Here is an 18,021-nt window from a genome sequence, read left to right as displayed (position 1 = left end):
TTTATAGCAAGATAACTTTCGCTAGCATTAAGAAACTGAAAAAACCTACAATATCTGTTACTGTTGTAAGTAATACTGTACTTCCAATAGCAGGGTCTATATTAAACTTTTTAAGTAAAAGAGGAATTGAAGCCCCAAAGAAACCAGCACTAAATAGATTTATTATCATTGACATTGCAATTACTAAACCAAGTAAGGCTTTATCAAACCAAACCCAAGCAATTAGACCAATAACTAAAGCAAAAACCAAACCATTTAATAAAGAGATAACTACTTCTTTTTTTATAGCACTTTTACTATTATCAAAATCAATATCTCCTAAAGCCATTTGCCTAACCATAACGGCAAGAGTTTGAGTTCCAGCATTTCCACCCATTGAAGCAACGATTGGCATTAAAATCGCAAGTGCTACATATGATTGAATTGTTTCATCAAAAAGACCAATTACAAGTGAAGCTAAAATGGCAGTACCAAGATTTAAAAATAGCCAAAACCCTCTTTTTTTTGCAATTGTAAATAGGTTATCATCATGCTCGAAATCATCATCAACCCCTGCTAATTGGTACATTTGTTCTGTTGCATTTTCTTCGATTACATCTAAGATATCATCCGAAGTAATTCTACCCATTAGCATACCTTGATAACCTACAACCGCAACAACAGAAAGGTCATATTTTTCAAACTGTTTTGCTACATCATCAATATCATCTTTATCTTGTACTACAAAAGGTCTAAATTTATTCTCTTCATGGGAATTAAGTATCTCTTCATAAGTTTTTGAAAAATCAAAAATAATTAAGTCTTCAAGTAAAATAGAAGCAAGAAGTTTTTTATCATCATTTATAATAAAAACTTGGTGAATATTCTCTAATTCATCTTTCTCTTTTCCCTCTTTTAGTCTATTAATTGAGTCTTGAATACTCTCTTTAATATTTGCAGAGAAAAGCTCTGTTTGCATATAAGAACCAGCTTCATCTTGGTTATATCTTTTAAGCCAGTTAATCTCTTCTTGGTCTTCCTCTTCTAAACCTTTAAAAACCTCTTTTGCTTTGTTTTGGTCAATACCTTCAATCTCTTGAATAATATCTGTTGCATCATCAGAATCTAGTTCATCAACAGCTTCTGTAAGTTGCTTAATAGAAAGTTCTTCATAAACATCTTCTCTTAGATATTCAGGAAGCTCAAGAATTACTTCTCCTAGAAACTCTTCTGGGATTTTTTTGATTGTGTCAAAGAAAGTTGCACTATTATCAGAGTGAATTTTTTTTAAAGAGTAAGCTATATCACTGGGATGAAGGTCTTCTATCTTATTTAGAAGTTCAACAGCATCAGTTATAACTCTTTGTTCTGACATTAAATATTCCTAATTGAAATTGGAGAGCTTAAAGTAGGGTCTTCAAGCTTAGTTGGAATTAACACATTTAACTCTTTTGTATGACCTTTTAATCTATTAGACATAGTTTTTGCATACTCTATAAAAACTTTTTTCTCATTTCCTTTAAGTTTACTCTTCGTAACCTTTATGATTCTTAAAGGATCAATTGCTTGTCCATTTCTATATAAACCTAAGTGCAAGTGTGGTCCAGAACTTAATCCTGTACTTCCTACATATCCAATATGTTGACCTTTTTTAACTTTGCTTCCACTTCTTAAACCACCTTTAAATTTATGTTGGTGAGCATAAAGTGTTCTTAATCCATCTTTATGTTGGATTATAATTGTATTCCCATATCCACCTTTTCTTCCTCTAAAAGTGATTCTTCCATCAGCAGCAGCATAGATTTTTGTTCCTCTAGGAGCTGCATAGTCTACTCCTAAGTGAGCTCTATATCTTTTTAAAACAGGGTGAAATCTTCTTTTTTGAAATTTACTAGAAATTCTTGAATAAGTAACTGGAGTTTTAAACGTAAAATTTGTCAAACTTTTACCATTTATATCATAATATTGACCATCTCTTTCATGTCTAAAAATAAAGTTATTATCTCCATTTATCTCAACCATCGCAGCAATAATTTCAGGTTGTCCAAAATATTTCCCAAGTCTTATTTTTTGTTTATATTTAATTACAACAAAATCACCTTTTTGCATTCCTCTAAAGTTAACACTTGATTTAAAAGCACGAATAAGTTCATTTGCAAGATTTCTATTATTTGTTTTCTTCATAATATCAATGTATGGTGAGTGTGAAGTTTCTAAAACTAAAGTCTCTTCAATCTCTTGATATGAAATAGGTAAGGTTTGGAATTTATAAGTACCATCTTTTTGTTTAGCTATATGAAGTTGAATATCTTCAGATACAGGGATTAAAACTTGATTTAAACTATTATCTTCATCTAAAAGTAAATGATATGAAATACCTGCATTTATCTCAGAACATAACTCTTTATCCTCTTTTTGTAGATCAAAATATAAAGATTGAGGGATTTTATATTGTTCTAAAAATGTTAAAAAGGTTTCCCCTTTTGGCCAACTTAACTCTTTTACCTCTTTTGCAAAAACAAAAGAGCTTAAAAACACAAAAATTAATAAAATGATTTTCTTCACATGACTTCTTTATACTAAAATTAGAAAAATTATTATACAATCCGCAACTTGAAGAGTTAATAAAATTTTTGGGGATTTTGATGAAAAAAACGGTACTTTTTTTATTTTTTATGTTTACTTTTTTATTTGCTGATTTAGTAGATATCTATCGAACACAGGGCTTAGATGCTGTAAAAGCAGAGCTTGAAAAAGAGTTAGTAAAAAAAGAGTATTGGGAAAATTACTTAAGTAATAAAAATGTTGAGTATGGTTACTATGAATCTAAAGAATATCTTATAGTTGCAGAAAAACAAAAAAAAGAATTAAAAGTATTTAAAGTAGAAAAAGATGATTATAATCTTCTTTTAAAAGATAATATTATTGTTGGAGAAAAAGAGGGAGATAAGCAGATAGAAGGGGATTTAAAAACACCTGAAGGTGCTTATGTTTTAACAAAAAAACTTACAAAACTAGACCAATTTTACGGACCATTAGCCCTTGTAACTTCTTATCCAAATACTTTTGATAAAACATTAAATAAAAATGGACATGGTATCTGGATTCATGGAATGCCATTAAATGAAAAAAGAGAAGAGTTTACAAAAGGTTGTATAGCTTTAGATAATGATAAACTAGAGATTATTGATGAGAGTATTGCTTATGATAAATCTATTTTATTAATAAGTGATGAACATCTTAAAAAGACTACAAAAGAAGAGATAAGCACAATTTTAGCAGCAATCTACAAATGGAGAGATGCTTGGAAAAGATCTGATATAGACGAGTATTTAAATTTTTATTCTGATTCTTTTAGAAGACATGATGGAATGTCTTTAGAAAATTTTGCAAAATATAAAGAGAGAATTTTTAATAAAAAAGAAGAGAAAAAGATTGAGTTTACAAATATTAATATTGCTCCTTATCCAAACTCATTAAATAAGCAAATGTATAAGGTTATAATGGATGAAGATTATAAAACAAAATTTTATACTTTTGTAGGGAAAAAAGAGCTATATATTGAGCTAAAAGATAATAAAGTAAAAATCTTAGCTGAGGGTTAAAACAAATACTAAGAGCTTTTTTTGTATAATCGCCTCTAATTATAAACTACCATAATTTAAGGCGGAAGATGCAAAAAGAAGAGATGAATCTTGAAGAGATAGCACTTGCACACTCTTTAACACTTGAAGAATTCGAAAATATCAAAGAAATTTTAGGAAGAGAACCAAACTATGTAGAGATTGGAATTTTCTCTGCAATGTGGTCTGAACACTGTTCTTATAAATCAAGTAGAAAATATTTAAAAGGTTTCCCTACAGAAGCACCATGGGTTATTCAAGGTCCAGGTGAAAATGCTGGTGTAATTGATATTGGTGATGGTTATGCAGCAGTATTCAAAATGGAATCTCACAATCACCCATCTTTTATTGAACCATATCAAGGAGCAGCAACAGGTGTTGGTGGAATTATGAGAGATGTATTTACAATGGGTGCTAGACCTGTTGCAAGTATGAACTTAATTCAATTTGCTGGAATTGAAGGTGATAGTGAAACTGCTAAAAAACACAGATATTTATTAAGAGGTGTTGTTGCTGGTATCGGTGGATATGGTAACTGTATGGGAGTTCCAACTATTGGTGGACAAACTAACTTTGAAGAGTGTTATGCAGGAAATAACCTAGTTAATGCATTTAACTTAGGTATTGCAAAAGCTGATGAAATTTTCTATGGAAGAGCTGAAGGTATCGGAAATCCAGTTATGTATGTAGGAAGTAAAACTGGTAGAGATGGACTTGGTGGAGCTGTAATGTCATCTGCTTCATTTGATGAAGATTCTGAATCAAAAAGACCAACTGTTCAAGTTGGAGATCCATTTACTGAAAAACTATTATTGGAAGCTTGTTTAGAACTATTTAAAGAGGATTTAATTGTTGGTATCCAAGATATGGGTGCAGCAGGACTTACTTCTTCTTCTTTTGAGATGGCAGGAAGATCTGGTTCAGGTATGATTATGCATTTAGATAAAGTACCAGCTAGAGAAGAGGGTATGACTCCTTATGATTTCATGTTATCAGAATCTCAAGAGAGAATGTTAATTTGTGCTAAAAAAGGTGCAGAGCCAAAAATTATTGAAATTTTTGAAAAATGGGAATTAGATGTTGCTGTAATTGGTGAAGTAACAAGTACTGGAAATATGGAACTATTCTGGCATGGTGAAAAAGTTGCTGATGTTCCAGTTCAACCAGTTTCTGAGCAAGCACCTGTTTTAGATAGACCAGTTGCAAAACCAGCATATTTAAATGATATTACAGAAATCTCTTTAGATAAAAATATCTCAAATCAAGAAGCATTTGATAAATTATTCTCTGATATGGAAGTAGTGGATAAATCTTGGGTTTATAATCAATATGATTCAATGGTACAAACAAATACTGTAAAAGGACCAGGTAAAAATGATGGTTCTGTAATTAGAATTAAAGAGACAGGAAAAGCTTTAGCTATGTCTGCTGATTGTAATACAAGACAATGTTATATTAACCCTGAACTTGGAGCAGCAGCAGCTGTTATGGAATCTGGAAGAAATGTTGCTATGACAGGAGCTACTCCTAAAGCAATTACAGATTGTCTTAACTTTGGTAACCCACAAAACCCTGAAGTAATGTGGCAATTTGCTCAAGCTTGTGAAGGTATTAAATCTGCTTGTAAAGAGTTAAATACTCCAGTAATTGGTGGAAATGTATCTTTATACAATGAAACTAATGGAATTGGTGTATTCCCAACACCTGCAATTGCAATGGTTGGTGTAAATGATGACCAAAATAAAGTTTTACCATCAGCTTTACAAGAAGATGGAAATACTCTATATCTTTTAGGTGATACTAAATCTGAGTTTGGTGCATCTTTATATCTTAAAAAACTATATGGAAAAGTTGCAGGAACTCACCCAGAAGTTGATTTTGCAAAAGAGCTTAACTTATGGAATACTGTAATTGAAGCAAATAATCAAGGTTTATTAAAAGCTGCAAAAGATGTTAATGTTGGTGGTTTAGCAATTGCATTAGCAAAAATGGCAGTTGTTGGAAACAAAGGTTTAGAAGCAAATATTAAATTAGCTGATGAAAAAGATTTATTCTCTGAAACTTTAAGTAGAGCAGTTGTTGAAGTAAGTGCTGAAAACAAAGCTGCATTTGAAAAACTTTGTACAACAAAAGGTATGAGTTTTACTGAGCTTGGATTAGTTGGTGGTGGAAGAATTGCTATCAATGATATTTATGTTGAGTTAGATGCTGCTAAAAAAGTATATTTCAATAGATTTAAAGAAGTAATTGAACAAGACTTATAATAAAGGTTTTAAAATGCAACAATATATTAAAGATTCTTCAAAAAGTGTTCAAGAGGTTGTAGATACAATTTGTGAAAAAGCATCAAACTATAAGTTTGGTGTTTTACATATTCATAATGTAAAAGAGACTCTTAACTCAAAGGGTGTAGAGTTTGATGATGAGTGTCAAATTCTTGATGTATGTAACCCTGGTGTTGCAAAAGAGTTTTTAACTGCAAATAGAAATCTATCTGCAATTATGCCTTGTAAAATCTCTGTGTATAGCAAAGATGGTCAAACAAGTGTAGTTATGAATCCAGTAGAGGATTTAGCTAGACCAATTGAGCAGTCTGTATTACCATTAGCAAAAACAACACAAGAGACTCTATATAAATTAATAGATGAAGCTATCTAAGCTTTATCTATTAAACACTATACATTATCTGCGATAAAAATATAATCATAATAACTAAAATAAATGGAAGTCTATGACCTTTAAATACAAAAGGTTGAATTCCAAAAAATACTTGTAAAACTCCCCTTAACCCAAGCCATAATCCTAAAACTGCTTTTAATGATAATAGGATTTGAAAAGAAGAGAAATTATAGTCTGGTGGAAGGTTTCCAAAACTAATATGAAATAAGTAGATTCCAGATATTACAGCTACAACTAAAGCTTTTGGAACAATTGCTCTTGTTAATTTTGCAAAATAACTTCTTACTTCTTTATACTTTTCTTCACTTAGACTTTTTTGCATTCTCATTAATATAAGATTATCAGTAAAAAGAAAACCTGCATAAATAAATACTGAAAAAATATGAATAAGTTTTACAAGTAAAAAACTCATTAAAAACTACCTAATTGTTGTTTTACATTTTCATTTGCCATTGAGATATTCCAAGCTGGCTCCCACACTAAATCTACTTTAGCTATTTGAACTTTAGGAAGTTCTCTTAGCACGGCTTCTTCCACCCACTGTACAATTAATTGATGTAAAGGACAAGCTTTAGTACTAAGTGTCATTGTTACAACAACTTCCATTTTCTCATTACAACTTGCATCATAAATAAGCCCCATCTCTACAAGGTTAAAACCAACTTCAGGATCAATTACAGTTGAAACTGCTTTAAAAATTTCTTCTTTAGAATACATATGTTTCCTCCTTTATTTTTGCCATATATAAAATATCTTTTAATAAAAATATTACACCAAGAGTTAAAAAGCATAAGCCACTTTTATAAAGAGTATCACTCTCCAAAAGAAAAGAGAGACTTACTATTATCACTCCAATAGAAGAGTTTAAAAATTGAAAATTTGAGCTTTTTTTAGGAATTAAATCATTTAACATTGGTACTCTTTTTTTACCTACAAATATTGAAAACCTTTCATACCAAACTAAAAAAGGTACAATTTTATATAAATGACCACTTATTAAAAAACCAATAAAACCTACAAAAAGAAGCCATGATGCACAAAGTAATAAGTTATCTTTAGAATAGAAAAAATAGATGAAAAACAGAGATAATGAAGTAAATAGACTAAAATAAGAAAACAGCATACTTTTAAAATAGATATCTACTTCAACACGAACTCTTTTTTTATAAATCACAAAGATTTGAAGAAAATATAAAAACAATGAACTTATACAAAGTGTATATGCAATATCCTCAACAAGAGTAATTGAAGAAAAAGTAAAAAAGAGCATAAAACAAATACTAAAACATAAAAGAATAAAAGCTGTTTTTACATAAACCCAAGTAAAACTATGACTTAACCAAAACATTGGAAGAAGTATTAAACTCATACTCATAACTGTAGTTCCAACATATCCAAAGAAAACTAAAAAAATATGTGCTTTTAAAAGTTTAAAAGAGTCAAAAGAGAAAATTCCAGAGTAATTTAAGGCTAAAGCAATCCCTATAATTACTCCTAAGAGTAAAAATATATTAGAGATGATAATTGTACTTATAATGAAATTTATTTTTTTAACTTTTAAGATTGTTAAAAAAGTCTCTATTAGAAATATAAAAAGAGCAATAAGAACTGTAACTCCTCCAAAGGGAAGTAAAATAGGTAAATTATAAAAGCCAAAAGCCATTAATAATGTCCCTAAAATCATTAAAGGGTAAATAGCATAATATAAATCAACTGCAAGATGTCCCACTTCTAAAACTACTGGAATTAGTTGAGCCATAGCTCCTAAGATAATAAGCATTACAAAAGCTAATAGAAAAATATGAACCCAAGCTAATGTAGAACTATTAAAGTAGTGTAAATTCTCAAACTCAAAGCCAAACATCAATAAAATTGTTACTACAAAAGTACTTACTCCTATAATAAAAAATGGGGCAACAAGTTTAAAAGGTGGTGCAAAAGCAGTTGAAATATTCATTAGTGATTACACCCTGAACCAGAACAACTATTTTGAGTAAAATCAGTAGTATTTATTGAACCTACTTTTTTTCTAAAAATAATTCTTGCAAAACCATTATCTAACTCTTCAACAAAATAGTTAAACTCCTCTTCTACTTTTGGAAATAGACCTGCTGGTGATTTATGATTAATCATAACTAATTGACTATTTTCATCTAGTAGTTGTAATCCTGCCATTGCATTTACCATTGGTTCTGGTGGTCCACATCTACTTGTATCAAAATGATAAGTAGTTAAGCCATCTTCTATTGATTTGAAAAAATCAACTGTAGCACCTTGAACTTCTATTTTTTCCATTTTATATCCTTTTTTTTTCGAAGTTTAACCTCTTTAGTAATTTAATTTGTTGATGCCAATCAATAAGTTTAAGTAATAGTGAAAAAGCGAGCTATAAACAAAACTTAAGTATAATCCGACTATTAAACTATCAAAAAAATAATCAAAAGGTAAAACTTAAAATGAGAGCATTAATCAGCGTTAGTGATAAAAGTGGTGTTGAAAATTTTGCAAAAGAGCTTGTAGAATTAGGTTATGAAATCATCTCAACAGGTGGTACATATAACAAACTTAAAGATGCAGGAATTGCAGTAATCGAAGCAAATGAAGTTACTAAGTTTCCAGAGTGTTTTGAAGGAAGAGTTAAAACTTTAAATCCATATATTCATGGTGGAATTTTACATAGAAGAGATAAACAATCTCATCTTGACCAAGCAAAAGAGTTAGGTGTAGAAGGTATTGATTTAGTATGTGTAAACCTTTATCCTTTCAAAGCTACAATTGAAAAAACTGATGATTTTGAAGAGATTATTGAAAATATTGATATTGGTGGACCTGCAATGGTTAGATCTGCTGCGAAAAATTTCGATTCTGTAATTATTGTAACTGATACGCATGATTATGATTTAGTATTAGAGAATCTAAAAAATAATACTAACACTGTAGAGTTTAGAAGAGATATGATGATTAAAGCATATGAGCATACTGCTGCATATGATTCAATGATTGCAAACTATATGAATAAAAGATTTAACAACGGTATGGGTGAAAAACAGTTCATCGTTGGAGAAAAAGTATTTGATACAAGATATGGAGAAAATCCACACCAAAAAGGTGCTTTATATGAGTTTGATAAGCATTTATCTGAAAAATTTATTCCAGTAAAAGGTGAAGCATCTTTTAACAATATGGGAGATATTTCAGGAGCTGCAAAAATTGCTGCTAACTTTGGTGATGATAATGCTGTATGTATTGTAAAACATGGTAACCCTTGTGGTTTTGCTATTAAAGATACTTTATTAGAGTCTTATACAGAAGCTTTAAAATGTGACCCTGTATCTGCATTTGGTGGAGTAGTTGCAGTTAATGGTGTAGTTGATGGTGAACTTGCTAAAAAAATGAATGAAATCTTCTTAGAAGTTGTATTTGCTGCTGATTTTACTGAGGAAGCACTTGAAGAGTTTAGTAAGAAGAAAAGACTTAAATTATTCAAACAAGGAACTGCTAAATTAGACCTTGCAAATGATGATTTCAATTTTAAAATTGTTGATGGTGGATTTGTTTATCAAGATTCAGATTCAGTTGGAGTTGATGAAGTTAAAAATGCTGAATTAAAAACTTCAAGAGAAGCAACAGAGCAAGAGAAAAAAGATATGGAAATCGCTGTAAAAGTAGCAGCAGGTACTAAATCTAACTGTGTTGTTTATGTAAAAGATTCTGTAGTTGTTGCTATTGGTATGGGTATGACTTCTAGAGTTGATGCTGCAAAAGCAGCACTTAGAAAAGCAGAAGATATGGGAATTGATGTAAGTGGTTCAGTTCTTGCTTCTGAAGCATTCTTCCCATTTAGAGACTCAATTGATGCAGCAGCAGCTGGTGTTAAATGTGTAATTGAGCCAGGTGGTTCAGTTAGAGATGATGAAGTTATTGAAGCTGCTAATGAACATGGAATGGCTTTATATTTTACGGGTGTTAGACACTTTTTACACTAATTAATATTATAAAAGAAAGATTACTTAAAAGGTAATTCTTTCTTTTTATTAAAGGAAAAAAATGAAATCTAAAGTTTTAAAATATATTTTACTAATAGGTTTGATTTTTTTTCCTACTTTCTTACTTTCAAATGACAGCATAATTCAAAATGCTTTTTTCTCTTCTAAAAGTGATGTTCAAGTAAAAGGTTCTGGAAAAGTTATCAAGATATTGAGTGATGATAATAAAGGTTCAAGACATCAAAGATTTATAATAAAATTAAAAAATCAAATGACACTTCTCGTTGCTCATAATATAGACTTAGCCCCTAGAATAAATAGTTTAAGAGTAAATGATTATATAGAGTTTTATGGTGAATATGAGTGGAATAACAAAGGTGGAGTAATTCACTGGACTCATAAGGACTATAGAGGAAATCATCCCCATGGTTGGATTAAGCATAAAGGTATTACTTACGAGTAAACCTTAAAAGTAAGAACTCTTACTTTTAAATGTCTAATTAAACTACTAATACTTAAAATTAAACCCTTGCTTCTAAACTGTGGAATTAAATTTACTAAAGACTCTTTACCATGTTCATTTATATGATTTACTATTAGGTCTCTTTTTGTATCTGAATCTAAAAGTAGTTCTTCTACTTTTGTTGCATTGTTTGTTTTTATTGCTTGTAAAAGTTGTGTTGATGCAGGAATAAATGTCATTATTAATACTCTCCAAAATAAATTTCGATGGAATAATGACAAAAAAACTCTTAGTATGTATAAGTTTTTATGTTACCATTTTGTAACTAAGGGTTAAATATCAACTAAAGTTTTCAAAACAATTTTTTATGTATGATTTAAACTCTAAAAATAGTTTACTTTTATATTTATTCTTATGGTAAACCATAAAAAGTTCTCTCTCAAATTTTAGATTTTTGATTTTAATTTCAAATAATTTTTTCTTTTCTAATTCCTCTTTTACTGCAAGTTTTGAGATACAAGTTATTGTCTCTTTATTATTAAGTAAAATATTTTTTATCTCTTCAAAATTTGATATCTCCATTATTATATTCATTTCATCTTGATACTTTAGTTTACTTAAAAATACTTCTCTTGTGGCAGAGCCTTTTTCTCTTAATAGCCAATTATATTTATATAGTTGGTCGATATAGTACTCTTTTTTAGTAAGCTCTTTATTTGATGAAACAATTATAAGTGAGTCATTTGCTACTTTTTCTTTTATAATATTTGCTTCATTAAAATCACTTTCCACAAAACCTATATCAATACTTGAGTTTAAAATAGAGTCTAAAATCTCTTTTGTATTTATAGAGTGTTTTGTAATATGTATTTCATGATTAGAGATAAATTTATAAATGCATTGAGATATGTTTATACTATTAAAGGTTTTACTTGCAGCAATTTTTAAATCACCTTTTAATCTATCAGAACTAAAACTCTCTTTTGCATGGATTAAATCTAAGAAAGGTTTATATGATTTTTCTTTAAAAAATCTTCCTCTTTCATTTAGTATAAGTTTTCTTCCTATTCTATCAAAAAGCTTTTCATCAAGTTTTTTTTCTAGAGAATTAAGACTAATAGAGATAGCTGATTGTGTCATATTAAGTTTTTTAGCCACATTTGAAAGGTTTGTTTCTTCACAAAGTTTAAAAAAGATATCTAGTTCTTTAAAAGTAATCAAGGAATTTCCTTATTAAAAATATTTATGATTATATCAAAAATAATTAATTTTACAAATATCTACTAAATTACTATAATTTCAAAAAAAGGAGAAAAAATGGAAAAATTTAAAGAAAAAAACTTTTATATTGGAATCCTTATAATCTTTATTTTAACACTGCTTGCTAACTATATTTCGCAGTTTGATTTTTTTAATAAACTTGGATTATCTTTACTAATTATCTCAATCTTAATTGGAATGATAATAACTAATATTTTTAAAATCAGATTGCCACAAAGTTTTGATAGTGCTATTGCTTTTTGTACAAAAGAATTATTAAGAATGGCAATTGTATTTTATGGTTTTAGATTAACTTTTAATGAGATATTAGATATTGGTTTTAATGGGGTGATAGTAAGTTTTTTAATTGTTCTTACAACTTTTATTTTAGGATATTTCCTTGGAACAAAGATTTTAAAACTAGATAAAGAGATTACTATTTTGACAAGTGCAGGAAGTGCTATTTGTGGAGCTGCTGCTGTATTAGCTACAGAAGGTGCTTTAAGAAACAAAGCTTATAAAAGTGCTATTGCAGTCTCTACTGTAGTACTATTTGGAACTATTGCAATGTTTTTATATCCATATTTAATAAAAGCAGGTTTCATAAACCTAAATAGTGAGCAAACTGCGCTTTATATAGGAGGAACCTTACATGAAGTAGCTCATGTAGTAGGTGCTGCAAATGGTTTTGAAAATGAACTTATAGAAGAGAATTCTGTTGTTGTAAAGATGTTAAGAGTTATGCTTTTAGCTCCATTTTTAATAGTGGTTTCACTATTTTTAATAAATACAAAAGAAAAAAAAGAGAAAAGTAAAGTTGTAATCCCTTGGTTTGCACTATTTTTTATCTTGGTTGCAGTTTTTAATTCATTTGATTTTTTACCTAAAGAAGTAGTTATTACAATAAATAAAATAGATACTTTTCTTTTAGCAATGGCAATGATGGCATTAGGATTAAAAACAGATTTAAAAAGTATAAAACAAACAGGGTTTAAACCTATTCTTTTAGCCTTAATACTTTTTGTATGGCTAATATTTGGGGGTTTATTTATAATAAAGATGCTTAGTTTATAAATAATGTTATAACATAGTAAAATTTTTAAGTAAAATAAGTTAGTTATTTTAATATAATAATCTAAATTTAAAAAGGGTTACTGTGTATATTAAGCTTTTTAAAGTGTTTGCTCTTACACTATTCTTTTTTCTTTCTTCCTCTTTATATTCAAAAGAGTTGAAGAAGGTAACTCTTCAACTCTCATGGTTTAATCAATTTCAATTTGCAGGTTATTATGTAGCAAAAGAGCAAGGTTTTTATAAAGATTATGGTTTAGATGTAGAAATAAAACCTTTTGATTTTGGAGTAAATGTTCCTGAGTTAGTTGATAGAGGTGAGGTTAATTTTGGAGTAGATAGAGAAACTCTAATTTTACAAAGAGTACAAGGTAGAAAGCTAGTAGCTCTTTATGCTCTTTTTCAAGATTCTCCACTTATTCTGATTTCAAAAGATGATAATAAAATAAATAGTGTAGAAGATTTTGAAGATAAGAAAATAATGACGACAATAGATGACTCAAGTGAAGTTTCTATTAAAGCAATGCTTCTTTCAAAAAGTTTAAAAGCAAGTGATTTAATTTTTGTAAAACACTCTCATAATATAAATGATTTAATAGATTCAAAAGTAGATATTATGTCAGCATATTTATCAAAAGCACCATATGAATTGCAAAAGTTAGATATACCTTATAAAGTATTTAATCCAAGAGACTATGGCTTTGATATGTATAGTGATTTTTTATTTACAAATGAAGATATGATAGAAAATCAATTAAATACAGTACTAGCTTTTAAACATGCTTCTTTAAAAGGGTGGCAATATGCGTATTCACATATAGATGAAACAGTTGATTTAATTTATAATAAGTTTAATGAACAAAATTTGTCAAAAGATGAATTAAAATTTGAAGCAGAAGTATTAAAAAGGTTGTCATTTTCAAAAACAGAGGAATTAGGTTTAATAAAAGCAGAAAAAATTCAAAGAATTTATGACTTGTACAATGTTATGGGCTTAGCTCCAAGAAAAATAGATTTAAATAAGTTTGTTCTTTATGATAATTTTAATGAAAACCTTGAACTTACAAAAACAGAGAGAAATTATATTCAGCATAATAAAGAAGTAAAAATGTGTATTCTTCCTAATTTAAAACCTTATAGTTTTATTGAAGATGGAAAATTTCATGGATATGTAGCAGATTATTTGGCTTTAATTGAAAAAAAATCAGGATTAAATTTTAAACTTGTAGAAACTCAAAATTTTAAAAATTCATTAGATTACGTAAAAAATGGTGAATGCGATATTTTAGCCTCTGCTCAAAATGTAAAAGAAAGAAAAATGTTTATGACTTTTACAGAACCTTTTCTTACAACTTCTTTAGTTTTAATTACAAAAAATACTACAAATTTTATTGATGATATTTCAATATTAAAAGACAAAAAAATAAGTATTTATAAAAGTTACTCTTTTAATAAGTTACTTAAAGAAAAATATCCAAAATTAGAGTTTGTAGATGTTGAAAATATAGATGAAGGAATTGAAAAAGTAGAAAATGATGAAGTTTTTGGACATGTTGACTTTTTATATTCTTCTTGGAATAAAATTCATGATTTAGATAGTCCTGATTTGAAAATTTCAAGTAAACTTGAAGAGAATGTCCCTTTATCGATAGCAATAAACAATAATAAAATTTATTTAAATAGGATTCTTCAAAAATCAGTAAAAAGTATTAGTGAAGAAGATAAAGAGAGATTACTTACGAAGTGGGTTGCTATTGAGTATAAAAAAGAGTTTGATTATAAAACTTTATATCAAATTATTTTTCTATTCTTAACAATTTTCATTATCTTTTTTTATAGACAGTTATTACTAAAAAAGATGAATACAAAGTTAACTCAAGTTGTAGAAGAAAAAACAAAAGAGTTAAAAAGAATAAATCAAGATTTAGAAAAAACAATAAAAGAAGAAGTAGATAAAAATTTAAAGAAAGATGCTCTTTTAACAAAACAATCAAAGATGGCAGCAATAGGAGAAATGTTACAAAATATTGCTCATCAATGGAGACAGCCTTTATCAGTAATTTCAACAGGAGCTAGTGGTTTAAAACTTCAAAAAGAGATGAATGGAAAAATTGATGATAAACTTCTTGAAGATACCTTGACAAGTATTGTAGAGACTTCTGTTCATTTATCTACAACGATTGATGATTTTATGCACTTTTTTAAACCTAATGAAGAGAAAAGAGTTTTTAATATTCAAGATACAATAAATAAGACCTTGAATATTTTTGATTATAATTTACATAGTGGAAAAATAAATGTTGTAAAAGATATTAAAGATATTAAGCTAATAAATTATGAGAGTGAATTAATTCAAGTTATGATGAATATTTTAAGTAATTCAAAAGATGCTTTTGTGGAGAGACAAATAGAAAATAGAATTATTTTTATCTCTACAAAATTAGAAGGAAATAAGATTTTAATCTCAATAAAAGATAATGCTGGAGGAATACCAGAAGATATTTTAGATAAGATTTTCAATCCTTATTTTACAACAAAACATCAATATCAAGGTACTGGTATTGGACTTTTTATGTGTCAAGAAATTATTACAAAACATATGAAAGGTGAAGTATTTGTTTCTAATATTGAATTTGAACATGAGAAAAAGAAGTATAAAGGTGCAGAGTTTATTATTACTTTAAGCACAAATTATAGTTAATAGAAAATATTATGAAGAAGATAAAATTAAAAAAACTTATAAAAAATCTACCTAAAAAACCAGGTGTAATGGCAAGGGATAGATTTTTTAATTCAGCTGTATTAATTCCTTTGATTAAAATAGATAAAAAATACTATGTTTTATTTCAAAAAAGAGCAGCTCATATTAGACAAGGTGGGGATATTTGTTTCCCTGGTGGAAGATATGAATCTAGTGATAAATCATATAAACATACTGCACTTAGAGAGACTAAAGAAGAGTTAGGAATAGATTCAAAAGATATTAAAATTTTAGGACAATTAGATACTTATGTTGCTCCTATTGGTGCTGTAGTAGAATCTTTTGTAGCAAAAATAAAGAAAAAAGCTTTAATGCATATGCATATTGATAAGAATGAAGTAGAAAAGACAATATTAATACCTATTGAGTTCTTTAAAAATAACCCTCCTATTGAATATACTTTAAAATATGAAGTACACCCTTTTTCTATCGATAAAAATGGCGAAAAACAGGTATACTTTCCCGTTGAAGAGCTAAATCTTCCAAAGATGTATCATAAACCTTGGGGACATAAAAAGCATAAAGTTTGGGTATATCAATATAAAGGCGAAGTTATTTGGGGACTTACAGCTGTAATAATAAATGATTTAATTAAAAAATTTTAAAAGGAATTTGATGAATTCAATCTTAATAAATCAAAGTGAAATTTTTCCATCAAAAGTAGTATGTATTGGAAGAAATTATGTTGACCATATAAAAGAGTTAAATAATGAGACTCCTGATTCAATGGTATTCTTTTTTAAACCAAACTCTTCAGTTTCAAAAGAGTTGATTTTCCCTAAAGGAAATAGTTCTTGTCATTATGAAGCTGAAATCTCTTTTTTAATTGAAGAGAATAAAATTTCTGCTGTTGCTTTTGGTTTAGATTTAACATTACGAGAAGTACAAAGTAAGCTAAAAGAGAAAGGTTTACCTTGGGAGAGAGCAAAATGTTTTAATAACTCAGCAGTATTTTCAAGATTTGAAAGTTTTAATGGAAATATAGATGAACTGGAAGTGGAACTTTATATAAATGATGAGTTAAAACAAAAAGGTGGTGTATCTTTAATGATAAACAAACCACAAGAGATTATTAAAGAACTTTTAACATTTTCTAGTTTTGAAGATGGTGATATATTGATGTCAGGCACTCCAAAAGGGGTTGGAGAGTTTAAAATAGGAGATATTTTTATAGGAAAAATTTTATATAAAGAGAAGGTAATAGTTGAACAAAGATTTGAAGTTCTTTAAGAGTTTTAACTATTTTGTTTTTTTATTAAAAGATTTTTTTCATTTTGATAAAATCATCAAATATTAATTCAATGAGGCTCTAATATGAAATATAATGAATTAACTGCTGAAGAGGCTTATGTTATCGAGAATAAAGGTACAGAAAGACCTTTTAGTGGAAAATATAATGACTTTTATGAAGAGGGTATTTATTTATGTAAAAAATGTAATGCTCCTTTATATAAATCAGATGATAAATTTTCATCAGGTTGTGGTTGGCCTAGTTTTGATGATGAAATAAGTGGTGCAATTAAAAGAGTACTTGATGCTGATGGTAGAAGAGTTGAAATAGTTTGTGCCAATTGTAATGCACATCTAGGACATGTATTTGAAGGAGAAGGCTTTTCTTCTAAAAATACAAGACATTGTGTAAACTCTCTTTCTTTAAAGTTTGAAAGTAAGAATTGTGAATGTCAAGAACACGCAGTTGCATATTTTGCAGCTGGATGTTTTTGGGGAGTTGAGTATTATTTTGAAAAACTAAAGGGTGTACATAGTGCTGTTTCTGGATATATGGGTGGACATGTGGAAAACCCAGATTATCATTCAGTTTGTACAGGAACAACTGGACATTTAGAAGTAGTAAAAATTGAATATGATGAGTGCCAAATTCCATATAAAGAGTTAACAAAATTATTCTTTGAGATACATGATTTTACTCAAACAAATGGACAAGGTCCCGATATAGGTAGTCAATATCTATCAGCAATTTTTTATTTAGATGAAAAACAAAAAAATGTAGCTTTAGAGTTAATAGATGAGTTAGAAGATATGAACTATAAAGTAGCTACCTCTCTTCATGAGGCAAGTAAGTTTTATGAAGCAGAAGATTATCATCAAGATTATTATGAGAAGACAGGAAAAGTTCCTTACTGTCACTCTTACAGAAAGGTATTTAAATAAAATAGAGAGAAAATCTCTATTTTATTA

General features: G+C 28.4%; 18 protein-coding genes. 10 read left to right on the top strand and 8 right to left on the bottom strand.

Features of this window, described 5'->3' with window-relative positions; all coding sequences use genetic code 11:
• Position 1 precedes the first annotated feature (1 nt).
• Both mgtE and ABIV_RS10360 read right to left on the bottom strand, forming a co-directional pair.
• The gene (gene mgtE, locus ABIV_RS10365; RefSeq protein ID WP_114839808.1) at positions 2-1,354 is read right to left on the bottom strand and encodes a magnesium transporter; all 1,353 of its coding nucleotides are present in this window, start codon (positions 1,352-1,354) and stop codon (positions 2-4) included.
• Positions 1,354-2,544, bottom strand: coding sequence for a peptidoglycan DD-metalloendopeptidase family protein (locus tag ABIV_RS10360; RefSeq protein WP_114839807.1), 1,191 nt, complete (start codon positions 2,542-2,544; stop codon positions 1,354-1,356). Before ABIV_RS10360 ends, mgtE begins: the two co-directional genes overlap by 1 nt.
• An 80-nt stretch (positions 2,545-2,624) precedes the next feature.
• On the opposite strand from ABIV_RS10360, the gene ABIV_RS10355 reads away from it, so the two are divergent.
• The 3 genes from ABIV_RS10355 (at position 2,625) to ABIV_RS10345 (ending at position 6,260) form a co-directional block, all read left to right on the top strand.
• A complete protein-coding gene (locus ABIV_RS10355; RefSeq protein WP_114839806.1) occupies positions 2,625-3,584 on the top strand; it encodes a L,D-transpeptidase family protein in 960 nt (319 codons plus the stop codon).
• Between the two features lie 68 nt (positions 3,585-3,652).
• Complete coding sequence (gene purL, locus ABIV_RS10350) at positions 3,653-5,866, top strand: phosphoribosylformylglycinamidine synthase subunit PurL (RefSeq protein WP_114839805.1); 2,214 nt, start codon at positions 3,653-3,655, stop codon at positions 5,864-5,866.
• A gap of 13 nt (positions 5,867-5,879) precedes the next feature.
• Positions 5,880-6,260 carry a DUF302 domain-containing protein gene (locus tag ABIV_RS10345; RefSeq protein ID WP_114840505.1) on the top strand — a complete coding sequence of 127 codons (381 nt, stop codon included), beginning with the start codon at positions 5,880-5,882 and terminating at the stop codon, positions 6,258-6,260.
• 10 nt (positions 6,261-6,270) lie between these two features.
• Here ABIV_RS10345 and ABIV_RS10340 read toward each other — a convergent pair whose 3' ends face one another.
• Genes ABIV_RS10340 through ABIV_RS10325 form a run of 4 tightly spaced genes read right to left on the bottom strand, consistent with a single transcriptional unit; the run spans position 6,271 to position 8,576 of the window.
• Positions 6,271-6,693, bottom strand: a complete 423-nt coding sequence (locus tag ABIV_RS10340) for a hypothetical protein (protein WP_228254292.1) — start codon at positions 6,691-6,693, stop codon at positions 6,271-6,273.
• Entirely contained in the window at positions 6,693-6,998 is a 306-nt protein-coding gene (locus ABIV_RS10335; protein ID WP_114839804.1) for a metal-sulfur cluster assembly factor, read from the bottom strand. The genes ABIV_RS10340 and ABIV_RS10335 overlap by 1 nt, the downstream gene beginning before the upstream one ends.
• Positions 6,988-8,238: a hypothetical protein gene (locus tag ABIV_RS10330; RefSeq protein ID WP_114839803.1), complete on the bottom strand. Its 1,251-nt coding sequence runs from the start codon at positions 8,236-8,238 to the stop codon at positions 6,988-6,990. The genes ABIV_RS10335 and ABIV_RS10330 overlap by 11 nt, the downstream gene beginning before the upstream one ends.
• Positions 8,238-8,576 (bottom strand): sulfurtransferase TusA family protein, encoded by a 339-nt coding sequence (locus ABIV_RS10325; RefSeq protein ID WP_114839802.1) that lies wholly within the window; start codon positions 8,574-8,576, stop codon positions 8,238-8,240. Before ABIV_RS10325 ends, ABIV_RS10330 begins: the two co-directional genes overlap by 1 nt.
• A 161-nt stretch (positions 8,577-8,737) precedes the next feature.
• On the opposite strand from ABIV_RS10325, the gene purH reads away from it, so the two are divergent.
• On the top strand, positions 8,738-10,267 hold the full coding sequence (gene purH / locus ABIV_RS10320) for a bifunctional phosphoribosylaminoimidazolecarboxamide formyltransferase/IMP cyclohydrolase (RefSeq protein ID WP_114839801.1): 1,530 nt from the start codon (positions 8,738-8,740) through the stop codon (positions 10,265-10,267).
• Positions 10,268-10,328: 61 nt separating this feature from the next.
• Complete coding sequence (locus ABIV_RS10315; RefSeq protein ID WP_114839800.1) at positions 10,329-10,730, top strand: DUF3465 domain-containing protein; 402 nt, start codon at positions 10,329-10,331, stop codon at positions 10,728-10,730.
• Here the strand turns inward: ABIV_RS10315 and ABIV_RS10310 are convergent.
• A complete protein-coding gene (locus tag ABIV_RS10310) occupies positions 10,721-10,969 on the bottom strand; it encodes a hypothetical protein (RefSeq protein ID WP_114839799.1) in 249 nt (82 codons plus the stop codon). The genes ABIV_RS10315 and ABIV_RS10310 overlap by 10 nt on opposite strands.
• A 100-nt stretch (positions 10,970-11,069) precedes the next feature.
• The gene (locus ABIV_RS10305) at positions 11,070-11,951 is read right to left on the bottom strand and encodes a LysR family transcriptional regulator (protein ID WP_205526926.1); all 882 of its coding nucleotides are present in this window, start codon (positions 11,949-11,951) and stop codon (positions 11,070-11,072) included.
• A gap of 96 nt (positions 11,952-12,047) precedes the next feature.
• Between ABIV_RS10305 and ABIV_RS10300 the strand changes: the two genes are divergently transcribed.
• The 5 genes from ABIV_RS10300 (at position 12,048) to ABIV_RS10280 (ending at position 17,994) form a co-directional block, all read left to right on the top strand.
• Positions 12,048-13,064 carry a YeiH family protein gene (locus ABIV_RS10300; RefSeq protein ID WP_114839798.1) on the top strand — a complete coding sequence of 339 codons (1,017 nt, stop codon included), beginning with the start codon at positions 12,048-12,050 and terminating at the stop codon, positions 13,062-13,064.
• 82 nt (positions 13,065-13,146) lie between these two features.
• Positions 13,147-15,762, top strand: a complete 2,616-nt coding sequence (locus tag ABIV_RS10295) for an ABC transporter substrate-binding protein (protein ID WP_228254291.1) — start codon at positions 13,147-13,149, stop codon at positions 15,760-15,762.
• Between the two features lie 11 nt (positions 15,763-15,773).
• The gene (locus ABIV_RS10290; protein ID WP_114839797.1) at positions 15,774-16,427 is read left to right on the top strand and encodes an NUDIX hydrolase; all 654 of its coding nucleotides are present in this window, start codon (positions 15,774-15,776) and stop codon (positions 16,425-16,427) included.
• Positions 16,428-16,437: 10 nt separating this feature from the next.
• The gene (locus ABIV_RS10285; RefSeq protein WP_114839796.1) at positions 16,438-17,052 is read left to right on the top strand and encodes a fumarylacetoacetate hydrolase family protein; all 615 of its coding nucleotides are present in this window, start codon (positions 16,438-16,440) and stop codon (positions 17,050-17,052) included.
• An 84-nt stretch (positions 17,053-17,136) separates the two neighbouring features.
• A complete protein-coding gene (locus ABIV_RS10280) occupies positions 17,137-17,994 on the top strand; it encodes a bifunctional methionine sulfoxide reductase B/A protein (protein WP_114839795.1) in 858 nt (285 codons plus the stop codon).
• Positions 17,995-18,021: the final 27 nt, after the last annotated feature.

Source organism: Halarcobacter bivalviorum, from assembly GCF_003346815.1.
Lineage (GTDB): Bacteria > Campylobacterota > Campylobacteria > Campylobacterales > Arcobacteraceae > Halarcobacter > Halarcobacter bivalviorum.
This window is presented reverse-complemented; position numbering and strand designations above follow the sequence as displayed.

Excerpts from the sequence above, each read along its gene's own strand:
- mgtE (WP_114839808.1), bottom strand. The coding sequence starts at position 1,354 with ATGTCAGAACAAAGAGTTATAACTGATGCTGTTGAACTTCTAAATAAG.
- ABIV_RS10355 (WP_114839806.1), top strand. The coding sequence starts at position 2,625 with ATGAAAAAAACGGTACTTTTTTTATTTTTTATGTTTACTTTTTTATTT.
- purL (WP_114839805.1), top strand. The coding sequence starts at position 3,653 with ATGCAAAAAGAAGAGATGAATCTTGAAGAGATAGCACTTGCACACTCT.
- ABIV_RS10345 (WP_114840505.1), top strand. The coding sequence starts at position 5,880 with ATGCAACAATATATTAAAGATTCTTCAAAAAGTGTTCAAGAGGTTGTA.
- ABIV_RS10340 (WP_228254292.1), bottom strand. The coding sequence starts at position 6,693 with ATGAGTTTTTTACTTGTAAAACTTATTCATATTTTTTCAGTATTTATT.
- ABIV_RS10335 (WP_114839804.1), bottom strand. The coding sequence starts at position 6,998 with ATGTATTCTAAAGAAGAAATTTTTAAAGCAGTTTCAACTGTAATTGAT.
- ABIV_RS10330 (WP_114839803.1), bottom strand. The coding sequence starts at position 8,238 with ATGAATATTTCAACTGCTTTTGCACCACCTTTTAAACTTGTTGCCCCA.
- ABIV_RS10325 (WP_114839802.1), bottom strand. The coding sequence starts at position 8,576 with ATGGAAAAAATAGAAGTTCAAGGTGCTACAGTTGATTTTTTCAAATCA.
- purH (WP_114839801.1), top strand. The coding sequence starts at position 8,738 with ATGAGAGCATTAATCAGCGTTAGTGATAAAAGTGGTGTTGAAAATTTT.
- ABIV_RS10315 (WP_114839800.1), top strand. The coding sequence starts at position 10,329 with ATGAAATCTAAAGTTTTAAAATATATTTTACTAATAGGTTTGATTTTT.
- ABIV_RS10310 (WP_114839799.1), bottom strand. The coding sequence starts at position 10,969 with ATGACATTTATTCCTGCATCAACACAACTTTTACAAGCAATAAAAACA.
- ABIV_RS10300 (WP_114839798.1), top strand. The coding sequence starts at position 12,048 with ATGGAAAAATTTAAAGAAAAAAACTTTTATATTGGAATCCTTATAATC.
- ABIV_RS10290 (WP_114839797.1), top strand. The coding sequence starts at position 15,774 with ATGAAGAAGATAAAATTAAAAAAACTTATAAAAAATCTACCTAAAAAA.
- ABIV_RS10285 (WP_114839796.1), top strand. The coding sequence starts at position 16,438 with ATGAATTCAATCTTAATAAATCAAAGTGAAATTTTTCCATCAAAAGTA.
- ABIV_RS10280 (WP_114839795.1), top strand. The coding sequence starts at position 17,137 with ATGAAATATAATGAATTAACTGCTGAAGAGGCTTATGTTATCGAGAAT.